Raw genomic sequence first — 18,589 nt, forward strand, 5'->3', positions numbered from 1 at the left:
TTTTCTTCGGTCATTCCGGCAAGGTATCTGGCACGGCTTTCTTACGAACAAATTGCCGCTCGGGAGGACGAGGTAGCGCGAATCGCACGGGATAGCGAAGCGGGCAGCCGCATCTACGCCGTGTCCTCGATCCTGCGTCTGATCTGCAAGAACATCGGGTTGGGCTTCGCCACCATCGGTCCATAACGGCCGGCACACAGAGCGGATCTACAACCTGTGTAGGTATATTTCCATACCGATCGGTCAGATCGTGCGCGGTGAGTGTCGCTAAGTGCCGCGAAACACTGCCCGCACGCGCACGGTGCTGCGTCGCACCATCCCTGTGCCTCGCTGCATCAAGACGTGCCCCACATCCTGCTGACAGCAGACCCGTGTCATATGCCGCAAAGCCCGCCCCACGGGGCTGCAGCGGGAATCTCACTCGATTGGCACAACCTTTGCGTTAAGCCTTGCCATCGGATCAACGTGGATCCGTCGCGAGTGCAACAACAAAGTACTCGCCGCAGCACAGGTCAGGACAACGGCGTCCCCCGAACTCAGTCATCGACTGGGTTCGCGGGACGCCGTTTTTATTTCCGGAATCGCTTTCGCGCAGCAGCCAGCCGGCAGCGATTCGAGCCCAGCACATTGAGGAAGCCGCGGTCATGAAAATCATCGTTATCGGTCACGGGATGGTCGGCCACAAACTGGTCGAATGCCTGGCGCAAGACGCGGCGCATGGGCTCGACATCACCGTGCTGTGCGAGGAATCACGCCCGGCGTACGACCGCGTGCACCTGTCCGAATTCTTCGCGGGTAAGACGGCGGACGATCTGTCGCTCGTCGAGCCGGGTTTCTTCGAGCGCCAGAACGTCTTGCTGAAGCTCAATGCAAAAGCCGTGGCGATCGATCGCGACGCGCGCACCGTAACGGTATCGACCGGTGAGACCTTGCCGTACGACAAGCTGGTGTTCGCTACGGGTTCCTATCCATTTGTGCCGCCCGTGCAAGGCCGCGAACGCGCGGACTGCTTTGTCTACCGCACCATTGACGACCTCGAAGCGATGCAGGAATGCGGCGCCCGTTCGAAGACCGGTACGGTGGTCGGCGGCGGCCTGCTTGGCCTCGAATGCGCGAAGGCGTTGCGCGACATGGGGCTGGAAACGCACGTGGTCGAGTTCGCCCCGCGCCTGATGGCGGTGCAGGTCGACGAAGGCGGAGGCCGCGTGCTGCGCGCCAAGATCGAAGAACTCGGCGTGACGGTGCACACGCAGAAGAACACCTCGGCGATTGTCGATGGCGAGACGGGCACGCATCGCATGCAATTCGCCGACGGCAGTCACCTCGACACCGACATGATCGTGTTCTCCGCGGGCATCCGTCCGCGTGACGATCTCGCGCGCGAAACCGGCCTCGCACTCGGCGAACGCGGTGGCATCGTGATCGACAACGCGTGCCGCACCAGCGATCCGCACATCTACGCGATCGGCGAGTGCGCGCTGTGGGAGGGCAAGCTGTTCGGCCTCGTCGCGCCCGGCTATGAGATGGCACGCGCGGTGGCGAAGCAACTGCACGGCGACTCGGCGGAATTCGCCGGCGCCGACATGAGCACCAAGTTGAAGCTGATGGGCGTGGACGTCGCGAGCATCGGCGACGCGCATGGCAGCACGCCAGGCAGCCGCGCCTATCAGTTCAGCGACGAACGCAAGCAGGTCTACAAGAAGCTGGTCGTGTCCGAATGCGGCAAGTATCTGCTCGGCGGCGTGATGGTCGGCGATGCGAGCGAATACGGCACGCTGCTGCAGATGATGCTGAACCGGATCGAGTTGCCGGCGTCGCCCGAATTCCTGATCCTGCCGTCGTCCGACGGTCAGGCGAAACCGGCGCTCGGCGTCGAGGCATTGCCCGCCGGCGCGCAAATCTGTTCGTGCAACAACGTCTCGAAGGGTGACCTCTGTGCCGCCGTGTGCGCGGGCGCGACCGACATCGGCGCCTTGAAGTGCGCGACCCAGGCCGGCACGTCGTGCGGCGGCTGCGTGCCGCTCGTCACGCAGGTGATGAAGGCCGAGATGAAAAAGCAGGGCCTCGCGGTCAACAACCACGTGTGCGAGCACTTCCCGTATTCGCGCCAGGAGTTGTATCACCTCGTGCGCGTGGAGGGCGTGCGCAGCTTCGGCGAGTTGCTGTCGAAGCATGGCCACGGCCTCGGCTGCGATATCTGCAAACCGGCGGTGGCAAGCATTCTTGCGTCGTGCTGGAACGAATTCGTGCTGAAGAAGGAGCACGCGGCGCTGCAGGACACCAACGATTACTACCTCGCCAACATCCAGCGCGACGGCACCTATTCGGTCGTGCCGCGCATGGCGGGCGGCGAAGTGACGCCGGACGGTCTGATCGCCGTCGGCCAGGTGGCGAAGAAATACGGCCTCTACACGAAGATCACCGGTGGTCAGCGAGTCGATCTGTTCGGTGCTCGCGTCGAACAACTGCCGTTCATCTGGGAAGAATTGATTGCGGCCGGTTTCGAATCGGGCCACGCGTACGGCAAATCGCTGCGCACCGTTAAGTCGTGCGTCGGCTCGACGTGGTGCCGTTACGGTGTCGGCGATTCGGTGGGCCTCGCGGTTGAACTCGAGAATCGCTACAAAGGCCTGCGCACACCGCACAAGATCAAGTTCGGCGTATCCGGCTGCACTCGCGAATGCGCGGAGGCACAGGGCAAGGACGTCGGCATCATCGCCACCGAGAAGGGCTGGAATCTCTACGTGTGCGGCAACGGCGGGATGAAACCGCGCCATGCCGAACTGCTTGCCTCGGACCTCGATAAGGAAACCCTGGTGCGCTACATCGACCGCTTCCTGATGTTCTACGTGCGCACGGCGGACCGTCTGCAACGCACCAGCGTATGGCGCGACAACCTCGAAGGCGGGCTCGACTATCTGATCGATGTGGTCGTGAACGATCGCCTGGGCGTGGCTGCGGAACTCGAAGTGGAAATGCAGCACGTGGTCGACACCTACGAATGCGAATGGAAGCGGGCCGTCACCGATCCTGAAACGCGCAAGCGCTTCCGTCACTTCGTCAACAGCGGCGAACCGGACAGCAATGTCACCTTCGTCGAGGAACGTGGCCAGATCCGGCCCGCGACGGTGGTCGAGCGCCGATCGAAGCTCGCTTCGATTCCTGTGGTTGCCGAAACCGTTTGATTCTTTTTTTTGCGTTATTCACCGAGGACTTCCGCCATGAACCTTGACCGCCTTCCGCTTGCCTGGACGCCGATTTGCCCGCTCGACGAGATCGTCCCCAACACGGGCGTGTGCGCGCTCGTCAACGGCGAACAGGTGGCGGTGTTTCATGTGAGCATCGGCGACGCGGACACCGTCGTGTATGCGATCGAAAACTACGATCCGGGCTCGCAGGCGGCTGTGCTCTCGCGTGGGCTGATCGGCAATCTCGGCGAGCGTCTCGTCGTCGCTTCGCCGATCTACAAGCATCACTTCGATCTGCGCACCGGCGAGTGCCTCGAAACACCGGCGTATTCCGTCAGCGCGTACGCCGCGCGGGTGGAAAGCGGGCAGGTGTGGGTCGCGGTGTGAGTCACTGATTTTTTGTCAACCTTCTCGAACGACGTCGCCTGCCATGTCCTCCAATAGCGTCAAAACGGTGTGCCCCTACTGCGGCGTTGGCTGCGGAATGGTGCTGCACGTCGAGGACGGGCAGGTCGTCAAGATCTCCGGCGATAAAGAGCATCCGGCCAACTTCGGGCGGCTCTGCACGAAGGGCCAGTCGGCGCACGTCGCGTTGCGCAAGTCGGGTCGTCTGGAAGGCGCGTTCGTGCGTCATGCACGCGACCAGGATCCGACGCCGCTGCCGATGGCGCAGGCGATCAGCACCACGGCGGCGCGTTTGCGCGGCCTGCTCGACGAACACGGACCGGACGCGCTGTCGTTCTACGTATCGGGACAGATGTCGATCGAGGCGCAGTACCTCGTCAACAAGCTTGCCAAGGGCTTTGTTGGCACCAACAACATCGAATCGAATTCGCGTCTGTGCATGGCGAGCGCGGGCAGCGGCTACAAGCTTTCGCTCGGCGCGGACGGCCCGCCGGGATCGTACGAAGACATCGATCATGCCGACCTGTTCTTCGTGATCGGCGCGAATATGGCCGACTGTCACCCGATTCTGTTCCTGCGGATGATGGATCGCGTGAAGGCGGGTGCGAAACTGGTTGTGATCGATCCGCGCCGCAATACGACGGCTGACAAGGCCGATCTCTTTCTGCAGATCAAGCCGGGTACCGATCTAGCGTTGCTGAACGGCTTGCTGCATTTGCTGCACGAAAACGGCCACACGGATGCGGATTTTATTGCGGACCTCACCGAAGGCTGGGACGGAATGCCCGCTTTCCTCGCGGACTACACGCCGGAAAATGTGTCGGCGATTACGGGCCTTTCTGTAGAAAACATCCGCCAGGCCGCGCAAATGGTCGGCGCCGCGCCGGAGTGGATCAGTTGTTGGACCATGGGCCTGAATCAAAGCACGCATGGCACATGGCACACGAATGCAATCTGCAATCTGCATCTGGCGACGGGCAAGATCTGCCGCCGTGGCAGTGGACCGTTCTCGCTGACCGGGCAGCCCAATGCGATGGGCGGCCGAGAAATGGGGTACATGGGGCCCGGTTTGCCGGGGCAACGTTCCGTGCTGGTCGAAGAAGACCGCGTGTTTATCGAAGATCTGTGGGGCATTCCGAAGGGTACGCTGAAGACTGAAGTGGGCAATGGCACGATCGATATGTTCACTCGCATGGCTGCGGGCGAAATCAAGGCGTGCTGGATCATCTGCACGAATCCGGTGGCGAGCGTTGCGAACCGTCAGAACGCGATCGCTGGTTTGCGCGCGGCCGAGCTCGTGATTTCACAGGATGCCTTCCTCGACACCGAGACCAACCGTTACGCCGATGTGCTGTTGCCCGGCGCGCTGTGGGCCGAAGCTGAAGGTGTGATGATCAACTCCGAGCGCAACCTGACGCTGATGCGAAAGGGCATCGAACCGCCGGGCGCTGCGTTGGCGGATTGGCAGATCATCGCGCGTGTCGCGTGTGAAATGGGTTTCGCCGATGCGTTTGCCTATGCGAGCGCCGAGGAAGTGTTCGCAGAGATCACCCGTGCATCGAATCCGAAAACGGGTTACGACCTGCGCGGCGCGAGCTATCGCCGTCTGATGGAAACACCGCTGCAATGGCCGCTTGCTTCCGACGGCGCAGCAGACCGCAATCCCATTCGCTACATCAACGACGGCGTCAGCCAGACGCTGAAGGAACGGCCCGACGGCAGCCTTCCGCGGCTCGTGTTCCCGACCGCAAGCGGCAAAGCGGTGTTCTTTGCCCGCGCCTTTGCAGCCCCGGCCGAATTGCCCGATCGGGAATTTCCGATCGTGTTAAACACGGGCCGCTTGCAGCATCAATGGCACACCATGACCAAGACCGGCAAGGTCGCGATGCTCAACAAGCTGAACCCGGGCCCGTTCGTCGAGATTCATCCCGAAGACGCTGCCACGCTTGGCATCAAGGCAAAAGATCCGGTTGAGATCCGTTCGCGCCGTGGGCGTGTTGTATTGCCGGCGGTCGTCACGGAGCGCGTGCAAGCAGGCAACTGCTTCGCGCCGATGCACTGGAACGACGTCTTCGGCGACGACCTGTGCATCAACGCCGTCACCAGCGATGCAATCGATCCGATCTCGCAGCAACCCGAACTCAAGTTCTGTGCGGTCGCGCTGAGCCCGGTTGCGCTCGACGTCATCGAGCCGGTTTCGAATGCGGATGACGAGACGCTCATCGATGCGCCTGCCGCTGCAGTCGACCCGGCGACAGCAAGTGCTATATCGGCGAACACCGAGGAACTGGAAATGCCCCGCATCAATGCATTGACTAGCCTGTTGCAGCTTCCGCAGACACTCGCGCCTTCGTTCACGGAAACCGAGCGGGCGTATCTGGCCGGTTTCGTCAGTGGCCTGCGTTCGGCTGAAGGACAGGGCATCGACAGCGTGCCGGTCCTTCCGGCAGGCGCGCCGTTCGATCCGGTGAACCGCTTGTATGTGGACGGTTTGCTGGCCGGACTCTATAGCCGCAGCGGAACCCATGCGGCCGCGCCGGCAGGTGCGCTTGCCGCACCGCATTCTGAAGCGGCGCATGCGTCCAGTGTGCGCATCTTGCGCGTGCGGCCCAAAGTGACCTTGCTGTGGGCCTCGCAAACCGGCAACACGGAATCGCTGACCGAGCGTTATGCCACGCGTCTGATGGAGTCGGGCTTCGAAATCCGCACGTCGTGTATGGCGGACTATCAGGTGTCGGCGCTCGCGAAAGCGCAATACGTGCTGCTGATGTCGAGCACCTTCGGCGACGGCGATCCGCCTGATAACGCGCAAGGTTTCTGGTCCCAACTCGCCAGCGACGCAGCGCCTCGTCTCGAAGGTCTGCGCTACGCGGTGCTCGCGCTGGGCGATCGCAACTACGATCAATTCTGCGGTCACGGCCGCCGTCTGGATGAACGTCTCGCTGCGCAAGGCGCGGTGCGTCTGATGGATCGCGTCGACTGCGACAGCGAGTATCAGGAGAATGCCGACGCGTGGCTCGAAAGCATCATCCTGCGCATCAAGGAAGAAGATGCCGCGCTGCACGCAGTGCCGCCGGGCGGCATGATCAATGCCGTGGTGCCCGGCGCCGTGCCGACCAAAACGCGTCCGGCCGCCTCGCGGCTCGTCAGGAACCTGCAACTGAACAAGCAGGGCGCAGCCAAGGATACGCGCTACTTCTCCTTGAGCACGGTCGACTCGGGCCTCGAATACGAAGCCGGCGATGCGCTGGGCGTATGGCCGAGCAATTGTCCTGAACTGGTAGACGAATTGATCAGCCTGAGCGGCCTGAGCGCCGACGCCGCGGTCAATGTGTCCGGTGTGGGCGACATGCGCCTCGCCGACGCGCTCGGCAAGCACTACGAAATCGCTCGCCCCAACCCTGACTCACTGGCATTCATCGCTGCCCGAAGCAGCAACGGCGCATTGCGCGATCTGTTGACGCCGGCACGCAAATCCGATCTCAAACAATGGTTGTGGGGCCAACAACTCGCCGACGTACTCCACGAATTTCCCGTGGACCTGACGGCCACCGAATTGACCGGCATGCTCAAGCGCCTGCAGCCGCGTTTGTATTCGATTGCGTCGAGTCCGAAAGCACATCCTGGCGAAGTTCATCTGACGGTTGCCGCGGTTCGCTACAGCAATGGCCGCCGCCATCGCAAGGGCGTATCGTCGACGTTCCTCGCCGATCGCGCCGGGGACGTGAATGTGCCGGTATTCGTGCAGAAATCCGCACACTTTCGGCCTCCTCATAGTTCTGACACGCCGATCATCATGGTCGGTCCGGGAACCGGCGTTGCACCGTTTCGCGGCTTTCTGCACGAGCGGCGTGCACGCGGCGACAAGGGGCGCAACTGGCTGTTCTTCGGCGAGCAACATGCGGCCACCGATTTCTACTATCGCGACGAACTGGAAGCGATGCGTGACAGCGGTGTGCTGACCCGGCTCGACGTCGCTTTCTCGCGCGATCAAACGGAAAAGATCTATGTGCAGGACCGCATGCGCGAGCAGGGTGCGCAAGTGTGGGCATGGCTCGAAGAAGGTGCGCATTTCTACGTTTGCGGCGACGCAAACCGGATGGCAAGAGACGTCGACGCGACGCTCAGGCATGTGGTTGCTCAGCACGGGGGGATGAGCGAAGAAAAAGCCGCTGAGTATGTGGGCCGTTTAGCGCAAGAAAAGCGCTATGCACGCGACGTTTATTGATTTTTGAAGCGGCCGGCACGGTCGCTGCATCACAGTTTCAAAGAGTACGCAGGCAAGCTTCAGAAGCAGAGTCCGGATGGCATGAAGGTTGCATGTTCAGACCGGTATTCAACATCGTGACCATTCCGGTGCGCAGTGATTCAGCGCAAAGTACCAGCGCCGCGCACCAGGTTAGCAAACAATCAGTATATTTGAGGATGCCGAATGAAAAACGTGATGAGCTCCCTAAAGAGTGGGGACTGGCGCGCACTAGTGGCGTGTTTTCTCTATTTCGACACCGGCTTCACCGTTTGGGTGTTGTACGGACCGCTCGCGCCGTTCATCAGCAAGAGCGTTGCAATGACGCCTGCGCAGCAAGGTTTGCTGGTCGCCGTGCCGGTGCTGTCGGCAGCGATCCTGCGCGTGACGCTCGGTAATCTCTATCAATCCGCGCATGGCAAGCGCATCGCGCTGATGGGCGTATTGCTGTCGGCGGTGCCGACGATCGTGCTGCCCTTGTTGCCGTTCGTGCCGTCGTACACCTTGCTGCTGGTGCTCGGCGTGTTCCTCGGCGTGGGTGGCGCGAGCTTCGCGGTGGCGCTGCCGATGGCCGGCAGCAACTATCCGCCGAAGGTGCAGGGCCTGGTGCTGGGTCTGGCCGCAGCCGGCAACATCGGCGCGGTGCTCGATGGCTTCCTGTTCCCGCAACTGGCAACGCACTACGGCTGGCAAATGGCGACCGCCGGCGCACTGCCGTTGCTCGCGATTGCCGCGATTACGCTGTACTTCTGGGCCAACGATTCCGGTATCAAATCCGGCAGTGTGCTGCGCGCGTTCGGCAGCTTCGCGGTGACGCTCGTCGGTTTGATCGTGCTCGTGTTGCTGGTCGAAGCGGGTATGTTCGGTTCCGGCAAGACCGGTGTCCTGCTGCTGCCGGTGATCGGCGCGCTGCTGGCGATCGCGGTGCTGCCCAAGCGCTATCGCTCGGTGCTGTCTGAGCGTGACACGTGGGCGATCATGCTGGTTTACAGCATCACGTTCGGGGGTTTTGTCGGCATGTCGTCGTATGTTTCGCTGCTGCTGACCAACCTGTATCAGCTGTCGAAGATCGACGCGGGCCTGTTCATGGCGCTGCTTGCCGCGACCGGCGCGATCGTGCGGCCGCTCGGCGGTTTGATCGCCGACAAGGTGTCGGGCGTGCGCGCGCTGACCTTCCTGCTCGCGGTCATTTCGCTGTGCGACTTCGTTTTTGCCGCCGCGATGCCGTCGATGGTGGGCGGGATTGTGCTGCTGCTGTGCCTGTACGTGGCCTTCGGCCTGGGTAATGGCGCGACCTTCCAACTGGTGCCGCATCGCTGGGCCGGCCGCACCGGTTTGATGTCGGGCATCGTCGGCGCCGCGGGCGGCATCGGTGGATTCTATCTGCCGGTCGTGATGGGCATCGCGAAGGAAAGCACGGGCAGCTATCAGATGGGCTTCGCGACCTTCGGTACGCTGGCGGCTTGCGCGTTCCTCGCGATCGTCGCGCTGCGCCGTCCGTGGATGGCGTGGTCGATGCACAGCAACGTGATGCACGCGCACGCAACGGAGTAATGCAATTCGGCATCCGCGCCGAGGCGTGTCTGCCGATGGCGGTCATGCGGCACGGATGCCGATCAGAGCGAAGAGGTCAATCGAATCATAAGCAGATGACATGAGCATCACGAAAGATCGGGTTCAAGCACCACCGTCCGAAGTGGACGTATCCAGCGAGGTATTGAGCTCGTTGATCAACATGGCGGGGCGACAACGGATGCTGTCGCAGCGCATTGTGTTGCAGTCGATGTTGGCGTTTCAACAGTTCGACGGTGCGATGGCGATCGCGCGGGAGACCTTGTGTACGTTTTCAGACAGCCACACGGCGCTGGTGCGAGGCGGCGACGGCTTGCCCGGACTGTTCTCGCCGGCGTTGCGCGAAGCTTTTCACGGCAGCGGGAACGTTGCGAAGAAGATCACGGACTTTATCGCGCTGGCCTCGGTGGCGTTGGAAGCGATCGAACGCGGCTCGCCGCGCGCCAATGAAGCACTGAACGCGTTGATCGGTTCCGTCGATCCGTTGCTGACGCATCTGCACACCGTGACCGCTGTCTACGAGCAGGAAAGCCGGCGCATTGCGCGGGCGCAGAAGAAGGGCCAGCAGGATCTCATCGAGCGGATCAAAGCGATCGCAAAGGAAGCACATATTGTCTCGTTCAACGGCCAGATCGTGGCGAGCCGCTCGAATGTGACCGGCCGGGAGTTCGCCGTGATAGCGGGCGTGATGACTTCCATCACCAAGGAACTTGAGGCTGTGGTGAGCGCGTTTGTGCAGAAGACGTCGGCGGGATAAGCAAGCGCCTGTGGCGATCTGTTTGGCTGTCCCTCAGTGGAAAAGCAGGGTGCCACCTGAGAATATGCAGGCAAATACTTGCATGTCGTCGGTTGCGAGCCCAATATGCAGTCAGGAGGCTGCATATGACGATCTCATCTGACACACCCAATAACGCGTCGACTGACCGCATCGAAAAACAGATCCTGCTGAAGGCACCGCGCTCGCGAGTGTGGCGCGCGTTGTCCAACGCCGAGGAATTCGGCAAATGGTTTTGCGTGGATTTCAGCGGCAAACAGTTTGCCGCCGGTCAATCCGTGCAAGGCAACATCACCTATCCGGGATACGAGCATCTCGTCATGGACGTGCTGGTCGAGCGCGTCGAGCCGGAACATCTTCTGTCTTTTCGCTGGCATCCGGCCGCGGTCGATGTGTCGGTCGACTACTCGCCCGAGCCCACCACGCTGGTCGTATTCGAGCTGAGCGAGGTCGATTCGGGCACGTTGCTTCGGGTGGTCGAATCGGGCTTCGATCAAATTCCCGCCGCACGTCGCGAGGAAGCGTTCCGCATGAATAGCGGCGGGTGGGAAGAGCAGTTGATCAACATCGAAAAGCATGTCGCCAGGGGATAAGCCGGCTGTGGGCAATGCGCGAGTGAAGGCGGCCATGCTGCGAAGTTCCGCGCAGATTTTTGCGGCGCTCGGCGACGAAACGCGACTGCGTCTGATCGCCGTGTTGTGCGCGGGCAGTGCGATGTCGATTGCGCAGTTGACCGCCGGCACGGAGATTACGCGGCAGTCGATCACGCAACATTTGCAGGTGCTTGCCAATGCGGGCCTCGTGCGCGACGTCAAGGTGGGCCGAGAGCGCTTATGGGCGTTCGAACCGGCGCACCTCGAAGAAGCGCGGCGAGCGCTCGAAGCGATCTCGCGGCAGTGGGATCACGCGTTGCTGAGATTGAAGGCGGCGGTGGAGGGGGATTGATGCCGTTGGCGGTCGTCCGCGTTCAGAAAATCGGACTGTATACGGAACGTGAACATCGCGAAAAATTGAACACCTGTGGCCTGGAGCCGCTCACGACGCGGCTCCAGCGCAGCAATCCCCTAACCCTCAGAACTTGTGCCGCAGCGCGAGCCGCACGGCGACCTGATTCCCCGTCGACGACGGCGCCTGCACGCCCGGAATGAACGCGTTGTCGAGAATCGAGTGGGTCGAGTCGCCAGCGACCTTCTGATACTCACCCTGCACATACACGTCCGTGCGTTTGGACAGGTTGTAATCCGCCATCAAACCGACCGAGTGAATCTTCGGCTTCACGCTGCCCGTCGACGCGTCGTAGTTTTCCATCGTGTACACATATTGCGCGCCGATAAAGAAGGCCGGCGTGAACTGGTATTTGCCGTTCACTTCGAAGTTCTGGTACTTCAGCGTATTCAGGCTGACACCCGATGCCGCCAGCGGGATGCCGATATAGCCGTTGCCGGTCGGATCCTTATAGTTGGAGTTGGTGTAAGCAAAACCGGCGGTCGCCGAACCGAACGTGTAGTTGATGCCGGCGCCGAACACGCGCATGCGTCCGGCGATGAAGCTCGCGTCGTTCGCGGTGATCGCGCCGGTCGAGCCTGCGCCCGGATTGTTCGCCTGCAGGTACGCGGCTGCAATCAGCAGGCCGCCGTTCGCGTACTGGCCACCGAAGCTATAGGCGCGGTTGTTCGCGAAGTTCGTGTCGTTGCTGAAGCTGTACACGCCGCCGAACTGGAAGCCCGCGATTTCCGGGCTCGCGTACTTCACGCTGTTGCCGAGACGGAACGAGTTGTCCGTATTGTCGTTGTCGTACGGATGCGCAAACAGGTAGCCGGCCCAGTTTCCGTTGGCGGTGGTTTGCGCGAGGTAGTCGACCACCGAGTCGTACTGGCGCCCGAGCGTGACCGTGCCGAACCGGTTGTCGCTCAAGCCCACATAGGCCTGGCGGCCGAACATGCGGCCGCCCTGGTTAAGCCGCCCCGAGCTTACGTCGAAGCCGTTTTCCAGTTGAAACACGGCCTTCATGCCGCCGCCCAGATCTTCCGAACCCTTCATGCCCCAGCGGCTGCCTTGCGCATAGCCGCTCGCCATTTCCCAGACCGCGCCGCGCCCGGCGTTGTTGGTGTAATCAATGCCTTCATCGAGCACGCCGTACAGGGTCACGCTGCTTTGCGCGAAGGCGGACGGGGCCGCCAGCGAGGTGAGTGCCGTGAAGGCGGCGGTGGCGATGACATTCTTTTTCATTGTGAACTCCAGACGTTGGTAATGAGTGACCCCAGTGGTTCGAAACGGGGTTCGACCGCTTGCAAAGGCCGCTGCTTTTGGCAAAGCCCGGATTCTGCTATTCGGGATGGGATTCGCGTATGAGGCACATCCCTGGATAAACGTGATTTTTTCGAATGTTTGTCCCGCGAATTATTCGCTTGTGGCGCGCCGTGCCGGAGAGAAAAATTCCGTTCATGCACCTTTGGCATGAAGGCGATAGCCGAAGGCAATGCACCACCGCACCAGGTTTTCAGGAGACGACATGCGACTCGATCGGAATTTTGCTAACGGCTGCTTTATCGACGCGGCAAGCGACGAGCTCATCGCCGTCACCAACCCCGCCACCGAAGCCGTGATTGCCCACGTCACGGGCGCCACCGAAGCCGAGGCTATCGCCGCAGTCGACGCCGCAGCCGCCGCCCAGAAGGGCTGGCGCAAGCTGCCTTCGGCCGAGCGCGCGGTCTATCTGCACAAGCTCGCCGACGCGCTCACCGAATGCGCGCCTGCCATCGGCGCGGCGCTCGCGCTGGAGTCGGGCAAGAGCGTCGCCGACGCCACCAACGAAGCGATCTACGCCGGCCAGATCACCCGCTACCACGCCGAATGGGCGCGCCGCATCGAAGGCGAGGTGATTCCGAGCGACACGCCCGACGAAAACCTCGTGCTGCATCGCGAGCCGATCGGCGTGGTCGCGTGTCTGATCCCATTCAATTACCCGGTCTATACGTTCATGCGCAAGGTGGCGCCCGCGCTGATCGCCGGCAATACCGTGGTGGTGCGCCCGAGCAACAACACGCCGACATCGGCGTTCGAGATCGCAAGAGCGGTTGAGAAGGCAGGGTTGCCGGCCGGCGTCGTGAACATTCTCGCGATGAATCACGCAACCGCCGAAGCGCTTTGCACGCATCCGAAGGTCGGCATGATCACGCTGACCGGCAGTGTCGGCGCGGGCCGCAAGGTGCTCGAATACTGCAAGACGAACATCGCCAAGCCGTCGCTCGAACTGGGCGGCAAGACGCCCGCGATCATCGAGGCAGATGCCGATCTGGAGAAGGCCGCGCGCGATCTGGTCGCATCCAAAACCACTCACTGCGGGCAGCTTTGCACGGCGATCGAACGCGTCTACGTGCAGGAAACCGTGCATGACCGTTTCGTCGCGCTGCTGAAGAAGCACATGAGCGCGGTGGAAAGCGGCGATCGCAGCGAACAGCCGTCGCTGATGGGGCCGCTTGTCAACGACGTGTCGCGCCAGTCGATTCACGGCATGGTCGAACGCGCGCTCGCCGCGGGCGCCACGCTCGAAACCGGCGGCAGGCTGCCGCAAGGCAAGGGCTTCTTCTATCCGGCCACGTTGCTGTCGAACTGCCGTCAGAACATGGAAATCATCCAGGAAGAAACCTTCGGTCCGATCATGCCGGTCGTCAAATACCGCACGCTCGACGAAGCGCTGGAAATGGCCAACGACCATCAGTTTGGTTTGTCGTCGGTGCTCTATACCGAGAACTACCGCAGTGCGATGAAGGTCGCCAACGGCATCGAGGCAGGCGAGTTGTATGTGAACCGTACGCCGGCCGATCCGTATCAAGGTTTCCATGCGGGCTGGAAACGCTCGGGTCTCGGCGGCGACGACGGCAAGCACGGCATGCTCGAATTCACGCAGACCCGTCTCGTAGTCATGAAGTACTAAAGCTGAAAAGCTGAAACCGGCGCGTGCCGTGCGATTCGGAGTAGACGGCACGCGTCGCCTTGAAACCCGCAGAAACGCAGCAAGTCCGCTGCACTTATAAAAATATTTGAAGACCCGGCGGCCCGGTGAACCGGCGCTGTGTCTTCCAGGAGCGCTCACGTGTCATCTCAGCCCGTTCAAACCACCGCTTCGCTCGCCCCAAGCGTCGCGGAAACCGCATTGCAAGCCAACAAGGCTCAACGCTACATCCAGCTCATGTTGCTGGTCGTGGCGGCCGGCGCGATTTACCCGATTCTGTATCTGCGGCAGGTCTATCAGCCGACGATGCTCGAAGTGTTCCACATCACCGATAGTCAACTCGGCTATCTGTATTCGTCGCTCGGCACGATCTTTCTGCTGAGTTACTTGCCGAGCGGCTGGCTCGCCGACCGGATCGCGCCGCGCCTCCTGATCTGCTTTTCGCTGATCGCAACCGGTGTGCTCGGCCTGTGGTATTCGACCGCGCCTTCGTTCCAGATGTTGATGCTGATCTTCGGCGGTTGGGGTCTGACGACTGGATTGACCTTCTGGGCCGCCGTCATCAAGCGCGTGACGATGATCGCCGGCACGCACGAGCAAGGCCGCTTCTTCGGTTTGCTCGACGGCGGACGCGGCCTGATCGAAGCGATGCTCGCGACCATCGCGATCACGCTGTTCGCGTGGTTCACGCAGACCAAGGGTGAGCCGGTTGCGGCCGGCTTCAAGCTGGTCGTCTACATGTACGCGTTTCTGTGCATCGCACTTGGCGTGGTGCTCGCGCTTGTCAAAGATAAGCAAGGCGCTAAAGACGCTGCCGCCAACCGTGCCACGAAAAAACGCAGCAACGTGCTGGTCGATCTGAAGACGCTCGCGTCGATTCCTGAATTGTGGCTGGTCGCGGCTATCGTGTTCTGCGGTTACCAGGTGTTCTGGGCTACTTACAGCTTCTCCGCGTATCTGCACGAAGGCGAGATCGGCTTGACGGTGGTGATGGCCGGCACGATCACGACGCTCAAGCTGTGGATGCGTCCGATCGGCGGCATCGGCGGCGGCTTTCTCGGCGACCGTTATTCGAAGGTCTCGGTGCTGGTGATCGCGCTCTTCCTCGCTGCATTGTCACTGCTGGGTCTGATGGCGGCGCCGCGTATCTCGAGCCATGTGCTGCTGGTGTTCCTCGTGCTGTTCATCGGCATTCTGACTTACGCGATTCGCGGGCTGTACTGGTCGCTGCTGGATCGCTGCAATATCCCGGTCGAAACGATAGGCCTCGCCATCGGCCTGATCTCCGTACTCGGTTATTCGCCCGACGTGTTCCTGCCGTTGATCAACGGCTATCTGACGCAGAACTTCCCGGGCGTCTTCGGTTACCAGCTTTACTTCGGCTATGTGGCAGGAATGGCGGCGCTCGGCGGCTTCGCCGGCCTGGCGCTGAGAAACATGCTTAACAAAAAAGGGGTTGCGTAAATGAAAGTCGTCTCGCTCGAAACGCATATCGTCGCCGTACCGCCGCCGCACGTGGGCGGCATGTACTGGATCTTCGTCAAGCTCAAGACCGATTGCGGTATTGAAGGCGTCGGCGAAATCTATTCGGCGACGTTCCATCCGAAAGCGATGACCCACATCATCGACGATGTATTCGGCCGCTATCTGCTCGATCAGGATCCGCACCATATCGAACGGCTCTGGCGCGAAGCGTATTCGAGCGGCTTCACGCAACGCCCCGATCTCACGATGATGGGCGTGGTGAGCGGGCTGGAAATGGCGTGCTGGGACATTATCGGCAAGGCGGCGAACAAGCCGGTGTACGAGCTGCTGGGCGGCATGGTGAACCAGCGTCTGCGTTCTTACACCTACCTGTATCCGAAGAACAGCCGTGGCGAATACGATTACGACGATCCCGATCTCGCCGCCGAATGCGCGGTTGAAAACGTCAAGCGTGGCTTCACCGCGGTGAAGTTCGATCCGGCGGGGCCGTATACGGCTTACTCGGGCCATCAACTGTCGATGGAAGTGCTCGACCGTTGCGAGACCTTCTGCCGCCGTGTGCGCGAGGCTGTCGGCAGCAAGGCCGATCTGTTATTCGGCACGCACGGGCAGATGGTGCCGTCCTCGGCAATCCGGCTCGCCAAACGGCTCGAGAAATACGATCCGTTGTGGTTTGAAGAACCGGTGCCGCCGGGGCAGGAAGGCGCGATGGCGCAAGTCGCGCAGCACACGAGCATTCCGATTGCCGCGGGCGAGCGCCTGACCACCAAGTATGAATTCTTCAAGCTGCTCGAAGCGGGCGCGGCGTCGATCCTGCAACTGAACGTGGCGCGTGTGGGCGGCCTGCTCGAAGCGAAGAAAGTCGCGGCGATCGCCGAGGTGTATTACGCGCAGATCGCGCCGCATCTGTACAACGGTCCAATCGGTGCGGCCGCCAGCATTCAGCTCGCCGCCTGCACGCCGAACTTCCTGATTCAGGAAAGCATCGGCACGTGGGACGGTTTCCATGCGGCCGTGTTGAAGAAGCCGATTCAATGGGAAGACGGCTACATCATTCCGTCGCAGGAACCGGGTTTGGGCGTGGAGTTGAACATGGACGTCGTTCGGCAGCACACGCCGTACACCGGCGAACGTCTGCATCTGCAGATGGCCGCACAACCCGCCGACGTGAAGGATCTCGCGCCGGCCAAGGGTTGAGCCCGGCTTGAACCTGCCGGGTTTCGACCTGCGGGTTTCAAGCTGCGAGTTTCTGGCTGTTTTACGCATTCAATGGATTGGGCGCCGCTTGGCGACATAGAGCATGAACTACGATTACATCATCGTCGGCGCGGGTTCGGCGGGCTGCATTCTCGCTAATCGCCTCTCGGCGTCGGGCCAATATTCGGTGCTGCTGCTCGAAGCGGGTGGCAAGGACAGTTCGTTCTGGTTCAAGATCCCGGTGGGTTTCACCAAGACGTACTACAACGAAACCTATAACTGGATGTACTACAGCGAGCCCGAAAAGGAACTCGACGACCGGCCGATCTATTGCCCGCGCGGCAAGGTGCAGGGCGGTTCCGGCTCGATCAACGCGATGATCTACGTGCGCGGCCAGCCGCACGATTTCGACGACTGGGCCGCGGCGGGCAATCAGGGCTGGGCGTTTCGTGACGTGCTGCCGTATTTCCGCAAGCTCGAATCGCATCCGCTCGGCAACACGGAGTATCACGGCGCGGACGGCCCGATCCGTATCTCGCCGATGAAGGATGCAGTCCATCCGATCTGCCACGTGTTCCTGAAAGGCTGCGACCAGGCCGGCTACAAGCGCAGCGACGACTTCAACGGCGAACGATTCGAAGGCGCGGGCATCTACGACGTGAACACGCGCAACGGGCAGCGTTCGTCGAGCAGCTTCGAATATCTGCATCCGGTGCTGACGCGCAAGAACCTGACGGTCGAGCGTGACGTGCTCGCCAGCCGCGTGCTATTCGACGGCAACCAGCGGGCCATTGGCGTGAGCGTGACGCAGAACGGCGCGACGCGGCAGTTCATGGCGAACCGCGAGGTGATCCTGTCGGCGGGCGCGGTCGATTCGCCCAAGCTGCTGCAACTCTCAGGCGTAGGCGATAGCGCATTGCTGGCAAAGCATCGCATCGCGATGGTCAAGGAACTGCCCGCTGTGGGGCAGAATCTCCAGGACCATCTGTGCGTGAGCTTCTACTATCGCGCGAACGTGAAGACGTTGAACGACGAAATGCGCCCGTTGCTCGGTAAGCTCAAGCTCGGCCTGCAGTATCTGCTGACGCGCAAGGGGCCGCTCGCGATGAGCGTGAACCAGTCGGGCGGGTTCTTTAAGGGCAACGATCAGGAAGTGCAGCCGAATCTGCAGTTGTACTTCAATCCGCTGTCGTACCGGATTCCGAAGAGCAACAAGGCGAATCTCGAACCCGAGCCGTATTCGGGCTTCCTGCTGGCATTCAACCCGTGCCGGCCGACGAGCCGTGGTTCGATCGAGATCGCGTCGAACCGTGCCGAAGACGCCGCGAAAATCCGTATCAACGCGTTGACCACGGAGAAAGACATCGACGAAGTGATTCAGGGTTGCGAACTGGTGCGCAAGGTGATGGCATCGCCCGCGTTGAAAGAGATCACGGTCGAGGAAATCTCGCCGGGACCGCAGGTAAATACGCGCGAAGGATTCCTCCAGTATTTCCGTGAGCAATCGGGTTCGATCTATCACCTGTGCGGCTCGTGCGCGATGGGCGACGACCCACGCACCTCAGTGGTCGATGCGCGGTTGCGGGTGCACGGCATTACCGGCTTGCGCGTGGTCGATGCGTCGATCTTCCCGAACATCACGTCGGGCAACATCAATGCACCGACGATGATGGTCGCGGAGAAGGGCGCCGAGATGATCCTCATGGACGCTGCCGTCGAAGCTGCCTTTAAACCCGAAGCGGCGGAGCTCGCTGCGGCCGCCTGAC

12 protein-coding genes are annotated in these 18,589 nt (G+C 61.5%); 11 read left to right on the forward strand and 1 reads right to left on the reverse strand.

All coding sequences use genetic code 11. The features are described from left to right. The first annotated feature begins 644 nt into the window (after positions 1 to 644). The 7 genes from nirB to M0D64_RS12515 all read left to right on the forward strand — a co-directional run bounded on the left by nirB (position 645) and on the right by M0D64_RS12515 (position 11,131). Positions 645 to 3,185 carry a nitrite reductase large subunit NirB gene (gene nirB / locus M0D64_RS12485; protein ID WP_266257902.1) on the forward strand — a complete coding sequence of 847 codons (2,541 nt, stop codon included), beginning with the start codon at positions 645 to 647 and terminating at the stop codon, positions 3,183 to 3,185. Between the two features lie 36 nt (positions 3,186 to 3,221). Beyond that, complete coding sequence (gene nirD, locus M0D64_RS12490) at positions 3,222 to 3,575, forward strand: nitrite reductase small subunit NirD (protein ID WP_266257903.1); 354 nt, start codon at positions 3,222 to 3,224, stop codon at positions 3,573 to 3,575. Positions 3,576 to 3,618: 43 nt separating this feature from the next. Then, positions 3,619 to 7,821 (forward strand): bifunctional nitrate reductase/sulfite reductase flavoprotein subunit alpha, encoded by a 4,203-nt coding sequence (locus M0D64_RS12495; RefSeq protein ID WP_266257904.1) that lies wholly within the window; start codon positions 3,619 to 3,621, stop codon positions 7,819 to 7,821. Positions 7,822 to 8,025: 204 nt separating this feature from the next. Further along, positions 8,026 to 9,393 (forward strand): MFS transporter, encoded by a 1,368-nt coding sequence (locus tag M0D64_RS12500; RefSeq protein ID WP_266257905.1) that lies wholly within the window; start codon positions 8,026 to 8,028, stop codon positions 9,391 to 9,393. A 100-nt stretch (positions 9,394 to 9,493) separates the two neighbouring features. After that, a complete protein-coding gene (locus M0D64_RS12505; RefSeq protein ID WP_266257906.1) occupies positions 9,494 to 10,168 on the forward strand; it encodes a type IV pili methyl-accepting chemotaxis transducer N-terminal domain-containing protein in 675 nt (224 codons plus the stop codon). A 125-nt stretch (positions 10,169 to 10,293) separates the two neighbouring features. Continuing rightward, positions 10,294 to 10,779: an SRPBCC family protein gene (locus M0D64_RS12510; RefSeq protein WP_266257907.1), complete on the forward strand. Its 486-nt coding sequence runs from the start codon at positions 10,294 to 10,296 to the stop codon at positions 10,777 to 10,779. A 34-nt stretch (positions 10,780 to 10,813) separates the two neighbouring features. Further along, positions 10,814 to 11,131: a helix-turn-helix transcriptional regulator gene (locus M0D64_RS12515; RefSeq protein WP_266257908.1), complete on the forward strand. Its 318-nt coding sequence runs from the start codon at positions 10,814 to 10,816 to the stop codon at positions 11,129 to 11,131. A 126-nt stretch (positions 11,132 to 11,257) separates the two neighbouring features. On the opposite strand, the gene M0D64_RS12520 is transcribed toward M0D64_RS12515, so the two are convergent. Continuing rightward, a complete protein-coding gene (locus tag M0D64_RS12520; RefSeq protein WP_266257909.1) occupies positions 11,258 to 12,415 on the reverse strand; it encodes a porin in 1,158 nt (385 codons plus the stop codon). A gap of 283 nt (positions 12,416 to 12,698) precedes the next feature. On the opposite strand from M0D64_RS12520, the gene aldA reads away from it, so the two are divergent. The 4 genes from aldA (at position 12,699) to M0D64_RS12540 (ending at position 18,588) form a co-directional block, all read left to right on the forward strand. Beyond that, positions 12,699 to 14,123: an aldehyde dehydrogenase gene (aldA, locus tag M0D64_RS12525; protein WP_266257910.1), complete on the forward strand. Its 1,425-nt coding sequence runs from the start codon at positions 12,699 to 12,701 to the stop codon at positions 14,121 to 14,123. 159 nt (positions 14,124 to 14,282) lie between these two features. Further along, positions 14,283 to 15,605, forward strand: a complete 1,323-nt coding sequence (locus tag M0D64_RS12530; RefSeq protein WP_266257911.1) for a nitrate/nitrite transporter — start codon at positions 14,283 to 14,285, stop codon at positions 15,603 to 15,605. Further along, a complete protein-coding gene (locus M0D64_RS12535; protein WP_266257912.1) occupies positions 15,606 to 16,823 on the forward strand; it encodes a mandelate racemase/muconate lactonizing enzyme family protein in 1,218 nt (405 codons plus the stop codon). Between the two features lie 103 nt (positions 16,824 to 16,926). Next, entirely contained in the window at positions 16,927 to 18,588 is a 1,662-nt protein-coding gene (locus tag M0D64_RS12540) for a GMC family oxidoreductase (RefSeq protein WP_266257913.1), read from the forward strand. Position 18,589 lies beyond the last annotated feature (1 nt).

It is taken from the genome of Paraburkholderia sp. WS6, assembly GCF_030464835.1.
GTDB lineage: Bacteria > Pseudomonadota > Gammaproteobacteria > Burkholderiales > Burkholderiaceae > Paraburkholderia > Paraburkholderia madseniana.